Origin of the sequence: Rhodoblastus sphagnicola (genome assembly GCF_002937075.1) — a bacterium.
Classification (GTDB): Bacteria; Pseudomonadota; Alphaproteobacteria; order Rhizobiales; family Beijerinckiaceae; genus Rhodoblastus; species Rhodoblastus sphagnicola.
In genome coordinates this window covers 49,940-58,189 of record NZ_NHSJ01000049.1, presented here as the reverse complement: position 1 = coordinate 58,189, position 8,250 = coordinate 49,940, and the positions used below count along the sequence as shown (strand labels likewise).

General features: G+C 65.3%; 7 protein-coding genes. All 7 read right to left on the bottom strand.

The window, feature by feature from the left end; translation table 11 throughout:
• A partial coding sequence (locus CCR94_RS08025) for a DUF2147 domain-containing protein (RefSeq protein ID WP_158254667.1) occupies positions 1 to 519 on the bottom strand: 519 nt, incomplete at its 3' end.
• A 62-nt stretch (positions 520 to 581) separates the two neighbouring features.
• Positions 582 to 842 carry a hypothetical protein gene (locus CCR94_RS08020; RefSeq protein ID WP_104507347.1) on the bottom strand — a complete coding sequence of 87 codons (261 nt, stop codon included), beginning with the start codon at positions 840 to 842 and terminating at the stop codon, positions 582 to 584.
• A gap of 46 nt (positions 843 to 888) precedes the next feature.
• The gene (locus tag CCR94_RS08015) at positions 889 to 1,119 is read right to left on the bottom strand and encodes a cysteine rich repeat-containing protein (RefSeq protein ID WP_104507346.1); all 231 of its coding nucleotides are present in this window, start codon (positions 1,117 to 1,119) and stop codon (positions 889 to 891) included.
• Positions 1,120 to 1,181: 62 nt separating this feature from the next.
• On the bottom strand, positions 1,182 to 3,797 hold the full coding sequence (gene hpnN, locus CCR94_RS08010) for a hopanoid transporter HpnN (RefSeq protein ID WP_104507345.1): 2,616 nt from the start codon (positions 3,795 to 3,797) through the stop codon (positions 1,182 to 1,184).
• Positions 3,798 to 3,899: 102 nt separating this feature from the next.
• Positions 3,900 to 4,997 (bottom strand): adenosyl-hopene transferase HpnH, encoded by a 1,098-nt coding sequence (gene hpnH, locus CCR94_RS08005; RefSeq protein WP_104507344.1) that lies wholly within the window; start codon positions 4,995 to 4,997, stop codon positions 3,900 to 3,902.
• Positions 4,998 to 5,100: 103 nt separating this feature from the next.
• Positions 5,101 to 5,619 carry a hypothetical protein gene (locus CCR94_RS08000; protein ID WP_104507343.1) on the bottom strand — a complete coding sequence of 173 codons (519 nt, stop codon included), beginning with the start codon at positions 5,617 to 5,619 and terminating at the stop codon, positions 5,101 to 5,103.
• Between the two features lie 25 nt (positions 5,620 to 5,644).
• Complete coding sequence (locus tag CCR94_RS07995; protein ID WP_104507342.1) at positions 5,645 to 7,990, bottom strand: efflux RND transporter permease subunit; 2,346 nt, start codon at positions 7,988 to 7,990, stop codon at positions 5,645 to 5,647.
• Positions 7,991 to 8,250 lie beyond the last annotated feature (260 nt).

Below are 8,250 nucleotides of genomic sequence, written 5' to 3'. Positions count from 1 at the left end.
GCCGGGAATGTCGGCGACAGCCATCGTATCGTCCGGCAACCGGGTCCAGGTCTGCGTCTGGCCGAGCAGTTCGAAGCCGAGATAGCCGCGCAGCAGCAGTTTTTGGCCGTCGGGGGTGATTTCGGCTTCGGCGTTATAAACATTGCCGTCGCGCGGATCGAGAATATTGCCGTTCTCGTATTTCGCGCCATCGTGCTTGAGGTTGTAAACGATGACCATGCCGAGCATTGGCTTGTTCTTCTTGTCGCCGGGGCATGCCGGACAGGTCGTCACCAGCGTGGTTTCGCCCTGTTTCTTGTACATTTTGACCAGGCGGCCTTCGAAAAGACCGTTCTTCTCCGAAAAATAGAACCAGCCGCTGGGATTGCCGTCGTCGAAATAGGCCTGCCAGAATCCGGTCAGGGGAGATTTCGCCGATTGCGCCGAGGCGCTGGTCACGACCGCCGCGCTCGTCAGCGGCAAGGCGAGGGCGGCGGCGAGGAGCGCGCGCGCGTATTTTGGCAAGGAAGATGCGGACAAGGGAAGCCTCCTTTTCACGCGGAAGCGGGGAGTTCGCCCCCGCCACATAGAGGATCGATGCGTCAGACGCCGTTCGACTCGAGAACCTGGCGGCAATTCGGCGACAGTTTGGCGCGATTGGCTTGCAGGCACGCCAGGAAGGCGTCGTCGCCGGCGTCCGGGCGCACCAGATGACAGAAGCGGCGCACATCCGGCCGGCAGAGGTTCGAATTCTGCGATTGCGCCCAGGCCGAGTTCGTCATGAGTCCCGCGCCTGTCAAATGCGCGATCCCGGTCACGAGCGCAAGGCGGGCGATGCGGTTCAGGAACGAATGCGCGGGCAAGGCAAGGCCTCCTCTTCAACCGGAAAGCGGCGCGACGGCGCGGGTGTCACACGCCGTTATCTTCAAGCACGGCCCGGCACTTCACGGTCAATTTGGCGCGATTGGCCTGCAGGCACGCCAGGAAGGCGTCGTCGCCGCCGTCGGGACGCACATGATGGCAGAAGCGGCGCACGTCGGGACGGCAGGCGTCCTCCTGCTCTTTCGTGCCGCCGGCGCTCGCGCTCGTCGTCGCGAAGGCCAACAGCAGGAAGGAAACGATCACCACTAGCTTCGTCATATGCGAACCTTTCAAATATTTCTAAACTGAGTCCGCTCTCTTTTCGCGGAAAAGGGCCGAGATTATGACGCCGAAACGGAGGAGGCGGGCGCCGTTGCGCGCGGCTTTCCCATCAGGATCGGCTGGAACAGCACGGCGGCGGCCAGCGTGCAGGCCAGCGACAGCGCGAGCAACTCGCCCATGCTCGACGTGCCCGGATGGCTGGAGAACCACAGGCTGCCGAAGGCGGTGGCGGTGGTGGCGGCGGAGAACATCACCGCGCGGGTGAGGCTGGTCTGCAGCAGGTTGGTCTGCCCCTGCCGCCAGGCCATGATGTAGTAAATCTTGAAGGCGACGCCGACGCCGAGCAGCAGCGGCAGGGCGATGATATTGGCGAAATTGAGCGGCATGCCCAGAATCACCGTCAGCTCCAGCGTCACAACCGCCGCGAGGATCAGCGGGATCAGAGTCAAAAGCATGTCGCTGACCTTGCGCAGCATGATGATGAGCAGGATCGCGATCGACAGCAGCGCCCAGCCGCCGGCCTGGAAAAAGGCGCCGACGATGGTCTGGCTCGCCTGGAGAATCGAAACCGGCCCCTCGGTGGCGTCCGGCTCGACATGGAGCACGGCCTGGGCGAAGGCGCGTAGCGAATCTTCCGAACCGGATTGGTCCTTCGGCGCGATGGACAGGCGCTCCCGGCCGTCCGCCGTCCGCCAATTCTTGACGATCTCGGGTGGCAGGCTCGCCAGAGTGACCCGTTCCGCCCCAAGGATCTCGCGCAAATCGTCGAGGTCATGGACCAGAGGCGTGACCATGACGTCGCTCGCCAGCGCGCGCTTGTCCGGACCAGCCTGGGCCAGCGCGCTGATCGCCGCCGCCAGACGCCGGGCGCCGGCTATGCCCTCGGTCTGGCTGGAATTGTGCGGATCCTGCGCGGCTTCTTCCAGCCTTTGCGCGGCCTCGTTCAACGAGTCCACGACTTCGGCGTCGGTTGGCGCCGGCTGGACGTCGGCGGGTTTCAACGAATCCTTGAGCGCCGCCGCCGCTTGACCGATCACGGACAGTTTTTCGTCCTGCTCGGTCGGGACCATGTTCGCCAGCGTGCGCACATAGGCCACCTCCGGCACTTGCGCGAGGCGCGCGGCCTTCTTGTCGGCTTCGGCCAGATTGGGCGCGAGCAACTGGATGTTGTCGATCTCCAGGTTGCGGTCGCGCTTCAGGTCGAGATAGGTGGCGACGGATTCCGTCCTGGAATCGCGCAGGTGGATGGGGTTGAAGTCGAAGGTCAGCCAGTGGAACAGCGGCAGACCCGCTGCGACGACCAGCGCGACGCCCGCGATGATCGCTTTGCGGTTGCGCGACATGAACGCGTCGACCGGCGCGAGGCTGGCGTAGCCCATCGGCTCCGGCTCGCCGGCGGGATTGAGCAGGTAGATCAGCGCCGGCAGCAGGGTCACGCTGACGATAAAGGCGACGATCATGCCCTGTCCGGCGATGATTCCCAGTTCCGAAACGCCCTTGTAGTCGGTGGGCGCGAACGACAGGAAGCCGCAGGCGGTGGCGAGGCCGGCGAGTGTGAGCGGCGCGCCGAAATGATAGCCGGCGCGCGCGATCGCCTCCGCGAGATTGTCGAACTCGTGGCGCTCGGCTCGGTAGCGCACGCTGTACTGGATGCCGAAATCGACGCCGATGCCGACGAACAGCACGAAGAAATCGACCGAGATCAGATTGAGCGAGCCGACGATCGCGAGGCCCGCCGCCGCCGTGATGGAGAGGCCGGCGACGATGTTGAGCACGACGGCGCCGATCAGACGCCAGGAGCGCAGCGCGCGCCACAGGATGAACAGCACCACCGCGCCGGTGATCGCGCCGTTGCGGGCGGCGTTTTCCTTGATCGTGCCGAATTCCTCGTCGGCCATGGCGACCGGACCGGTGAGGCGCAGCCGCGCCTGGAAGCGCGGCAGGATGTCGGCCGCCGCGTCGCGCAGCGCCGTGCTCGCCGCCAGACCGGCCTGCACCTCCTTGAAGTCGAGCACGGGGCGGACCTCGATCACGCCGCGCAGGTCCGCGGGTGTCGCTGGCGCGCCCTGGGCCAGCACGCGCCAGGAAAACGAGGCGGGACGGCCGGCGACGACATCCTCAAGCGTCTGTGACGAGGAGGCGAACAGGCGCGTCATGTCGTTGAGTTGCAGCTTGTTCGAATTCACGCCGATCAGGCCGTCCTCGAGCGCGGAGACGAGGCCGCGCAGGCTGGGATCGGACGAGAGATCCTGAATCAGCGGGCCGCCCCGCGACAGCCCGCTCATGGCGCGTTGCAGATCGGGCAGGGGCAGGAACAGCAGGCCGTTGCGCGCGAAAAACGGCAACCCGGCTATGTTCACGACGCCGCGAAAATGAGTCTTGTCGGTTTCCAGCTTGTCCGTCAGCGCGCGCGTCGCTTGCGACGCCAGCTCCGGGGTCGGCGCTTCGATCACGGCATAGAGCGTGTCGTAATGATGAAACGCCTTTTCGAAGGTCTGCTCGGTTTTGCGCCAGTTCAAGTCCGGCGACAGCATGGCGTTGATGTCGGAATTGATCTTGAAATGCACGCCGGCGTAATAACCGCACAGCAGCGTGATCAGGGCGAACAGCGCCACCACCGCCCGCGCATGGCGCACGCAGAATTTCACCTGTTTAACGATAGCGGATGTCAGCATTCTCGCCAAACCTCAAAAATCTCGCTATCGCCAGGAATCAGTCAAGTCCGATGGTCAGTGTTAGCGCAGGTCAAACCCAAAGAGAACCCCGCCTCCTCTCGATCATTCGGCGGGGTGGGGCGCGCCTTGCGGCGGCGGCGCTGTCGGCGCGGGCATGGGTTCGGGGGTGAAGGGTTCGGGGGCCATGGGGCCTTGCGTGCGCGGCCCGCGAAAAGTTCGCCACAGCCCCGCCAGCGGATGGCGGATCGCCTCGTCGACGGCGGTTGGCTCATAGCCGCAATGGGCCATGCAATTGGCGCATTTTTCGTGCTTTCCGGTCCCGTAATTCTCCCAATCCGTGGCGTCCATCAATTCGCGATAGCTGGCCGCATGGCCTTCGTCGAGCAGGTAGCAGGGTTTTTGCCAGCCGAACACGTTGCGCGTCGGCATGCCCCAGGGCGTGCAGGCATAGGCGCGGTTGCCGGCGAGAAAGTCGAGGAAGAAGCTGGAATGAAGCAGGCGCCAGTTCCGGCCCTTGCCCAGTTCGAAGATGCGGCGGAACAAGGTATTGGTGCGCCGCCGCGATAAAAAGCGCTCCTGGTCCGGCGCGCGCTCATAGGCGTAGCCGGGCGAGATGGAGACGCTGACGTCGAGGGTTCCCGCAAAATCCATGAAGGCGGCGACCTGCTCCGCCGCCATGCCCTCGAAAATGGTGGCGTTGACATTCACGTTGAAGCCGCGCGCCCGGGCCTCGCGGATCGCCGAGACCGCGATGTCGAAGGCGCCGGGCAGATTCACCGCCTTGTCATGCGCCTCCTTCAGCCCGTCGAGATGAATCGACCAGCAGAAATAGGGCGAGGGTTCGAACAGGCGCAGCTTCTTCTTCAGCAGCAGGGCGTTGGTGCAAAAATTCACAAATTTCTTCCGCGCCACGATCCCGCGCACGATCTCCTCGATGTCGCGGTGGATCAGCGGTTCGCCGCCCACAAGGGCGACGATCGGCGCGCCACATTCGTCCACGGCGTCGAAGCATTCCTGCGCCGACAGGCGTTTGTCGAGGACCGCGTCGGGGTGCGCGATCTTGCCGCAGCCGGCGCAGGCGAGATTACAGCGGAACAACGGTTCGAGCATCAAAACCAGCGGATAGCGCTTTCGGCCGAGCAACTTCTGCTTGAACAAATAGAAGGCCACCATCGCTTCGCGACGGAAATCTCTCGTCATAAGCAACTCCGCGGGAGAGGCGACGCCCTCGGGCGCGCGCCGCGGGACGCGCGTCGGTCCGGCGCTTGAAACGTCAACGCCTCAAGCGCGGCTGTGGTTCCGTTCAGCGCGACAGGCTGACTTCGACGCGGGACACATCGCCGTCGCTCGGCGCCAAGGTCATGGACAGGCCGTGGCCACTGGCGCGCAGCGAAACCGAGGCGCGAAAGGTTCCGCCATCGACGCCGCCGCTGAAATGGCCGTCGCTCACGCGGCCGGAAATCGAGCCGGATACGCCGCGCGTGGTCTCGGACCATTCGCCGCTGACACGGCCGCCCTGGGCGACGACGTTAAGGTTGATGCTAAAGCGATAGCTGTCGCTGGCGCAGACGATGGTCTGCGACAGCGACTGGCCGCCCTCGCTCACGCCGCCCCTGGCGCGGCAGGAAATGCGCTCGCGGTGGCCATCCGAGCCGACCACCGAGCCGCCGCCGTGGAAGCTGCCGGCGAAACCTGAAAAGGCGCCGGCCGATTGCGCCAGCGCCGGAGCGGCGCCTGCCAGGATGGAAAAACCGGCGCCGACAAGCATGGCAAGCGCGAGGCTGCGCAGTGGGACGCATGTGGCCTTGGTGTCGAGGGGCATAGCGCACTCCTTTGTCATATTTTATTCAAATTGCGGGTCGCGGGCGCCGGGCCAGCCGCATCAGGGCGGCCACGGTCGGGCGCAGAATCAGCAGATCGGCGGTCAGGGCCGCGATCATCGCGAAGGCGCTGAGCCAGCCGAACAGCCGCAGCAGCGGCAGGTTGGAAAACGACAGCGCCTCCAGCCCGCAGGCCAGCACGAAAGCGGTGAGGATCAGGGCCGGTCCGATCAAGACAGTGGAGCGCGCCACCGCCCGCGTCGGATCCGCCTTGGGATCGTCTTCCCGCTGCATCCGGTTGATAAAATGAATGGTCGCGCTCAACCCCAAGCCGAAGGACACGATCAGGGCGATCACGCTGGCGAATTGCAGGCCGTCGCCGAGCACGCGCAGCAACGCGCCGGCGGCGAAGACCGGAAACACGCCGGCCGGCACGCAGGCCAGCGCGACGGGAAACGAACGGAACGCCAGTCCGATGAAGGCCGCGACAAAGGCGAATTCGATCGTCAGCCCGCGATTGAGCTTGCCGATCATATCCGCGCTGTTGCGCGCGGCGATCACCGACAGGCCGTTGGGACGAATCTCGAAGCCGGGATGTTTCAGGCGGATCGCGTCGAGCCGCGCGTTCAATTGTTCGACGATGGGCAGGAGGTTGCCGGCGTCCTTGTCCGGCACGCGGCCGGAAATCAGCGCGGACTCGCGGCTTTCCGCGATGAAGCGCTGCACCAGGAACGGCGGGAGCATGTCGACATATTGCTTGAGCGTGGCGACATCGCTCTGCCCGAGCTTGTCGGCGAGCCAGCGGCGCAGCGTCTCCAGCGACCAGACATTGGCGATTCCCGGTTGCGTCTCCATCGCGCCATGGACTTCGCCGAGGACATTTAACGTTTCCGGCGCGAACAGGTCCGTGTTCGGCGGAAAGGCGACGTAGACGTCGATCGGGTTGGCGCCTTTCAGCTTGGCGTCGAGGCGCTGGCTGGCCTCGACCACATGCTCCTGGTCCGGCGTCAGGTCGGCGAGGCGATAGCGCGGCGACAGGCCGGAATAGGCCCAGCCCAGCGCGGTCACCACGGCGAGGCCGATGAGCGCGTTGGCGCCGGGACGGCGCAGCATGCGATCGGCGACGAAACTGCAAAAACCGCGCAGCGCCTGCACGCCGCCGTCGCGGCCCCTGGCCGGCAGCGAGTCGCGGCGGGGGGCGAGCAGCACGCCAAGCGCGGGGAGCAGGGTGAGCACGGTGACCAGCGCGATCAGGATCGACAGCATCCCGGCGTGGCCGAAGGCGCGGATCAGGTCGGAGTCCGAGAAGAACAGCCCGAACATCGACAGGCCCGCCGCGCCATGGGTGAGAACGCAGGCCGGGCCGACGATGCGCACGGCGTCCGCGAAGGCCTCACGACGCGTCGCGCCGGCGATGAGCCGGTCGCGCGCGGCGAAGGTCATCTGCATGCTGTCCGAAAAACTGATCACCATGATCAGCGGCGTCATCACGTTCAGAAACATGTTGAGCTGGAAGCCGAGCCAGCCCAAGGCGCCGAGCGACAGCAGGATCGCGGCGAGCGGCGGCGCGGCCGCGATGATCATGAAGGCGACGCGGCGGAAGAAGAGAATGGCGATCAGGCAGCCGGCGGCGAGGCCGAGCGCGTTATAGACGATGCGGTCGCGCTCCAGCGCCTTGCGGATTTCGATCTGCATCGCCGGCACGCCGGACAGTCGGGCCGTGATCGGCGCGCCCGCGAGATCTTCGTCCAGCGTTTTCCGGATTTCGTCGACAGTCGGGCCGAGTCGCCGGCCGTCCACGATGTCCGGCTCCAGCGACAGCACGACGAGGGCGAAATCGCCCGATTCCGAGACCAGCCGGCCGCGAATCAATTCGTTGGCCAGAACCTTGGTCACGAGATCCTGGTAGGCTTGGCCTTCGGGCAGCGGATCGGGGAACAACGGACTGGGCAGTCCGCCGTTTTGGGCGGGCTGGCGCGCCGAAAACATCGAGATGACGCCGCGCGCGCCCTCCACCAATTGCAGATCGGTGACGGCCGTGCGCAGTTTTTCGATCGTGTCGCGCGCCAGCAGCCCCTGGCCCTCGATCACGACGAGCACGTCATATTCGGAGGAGGGGAATTGACGGGAAATCTGCTCGAACTGGCGAAATTCCACCGAATCCGTGCGAAACAGCTGGCTCAGGGAATCGTCGATGGCGATGCGCTGCACGCCGAATACGGCGGCGAGGGCGAGCAAGACCGCGACAACTACGGTCGCCAGGGGGGCGCGCAGGCCGAGCAGGCCGATGCGTTCGAGCCCGAGTGCGATCGCTCTCTCCGCGCGGGGGGATTTCCGCGCGTCGATTACCGCCTTCGGTACATTATCATCCATGCCCTGCAGATCCGGGAACGAGCGGCTGCCGCCGCGTGGGGGCTAAATGCTGAATTTGGGCTTTCTGTCCCAGAATCTTAAAATCACTCTCGATTCTTCTGATTAGAAAGGGACGGCGGCGCTTTGTCAACGCTGTCGGGCGGCTTGACCTCGGCGGCTGAAAATGAAACGACGGCGGCTCCTTTGTCCACCAGGGCGGCCCGATCACGGCGCGAGGACGCGGTCGAAATGGCGCGGAGGCGCGGTGCGATGGGCGCGAC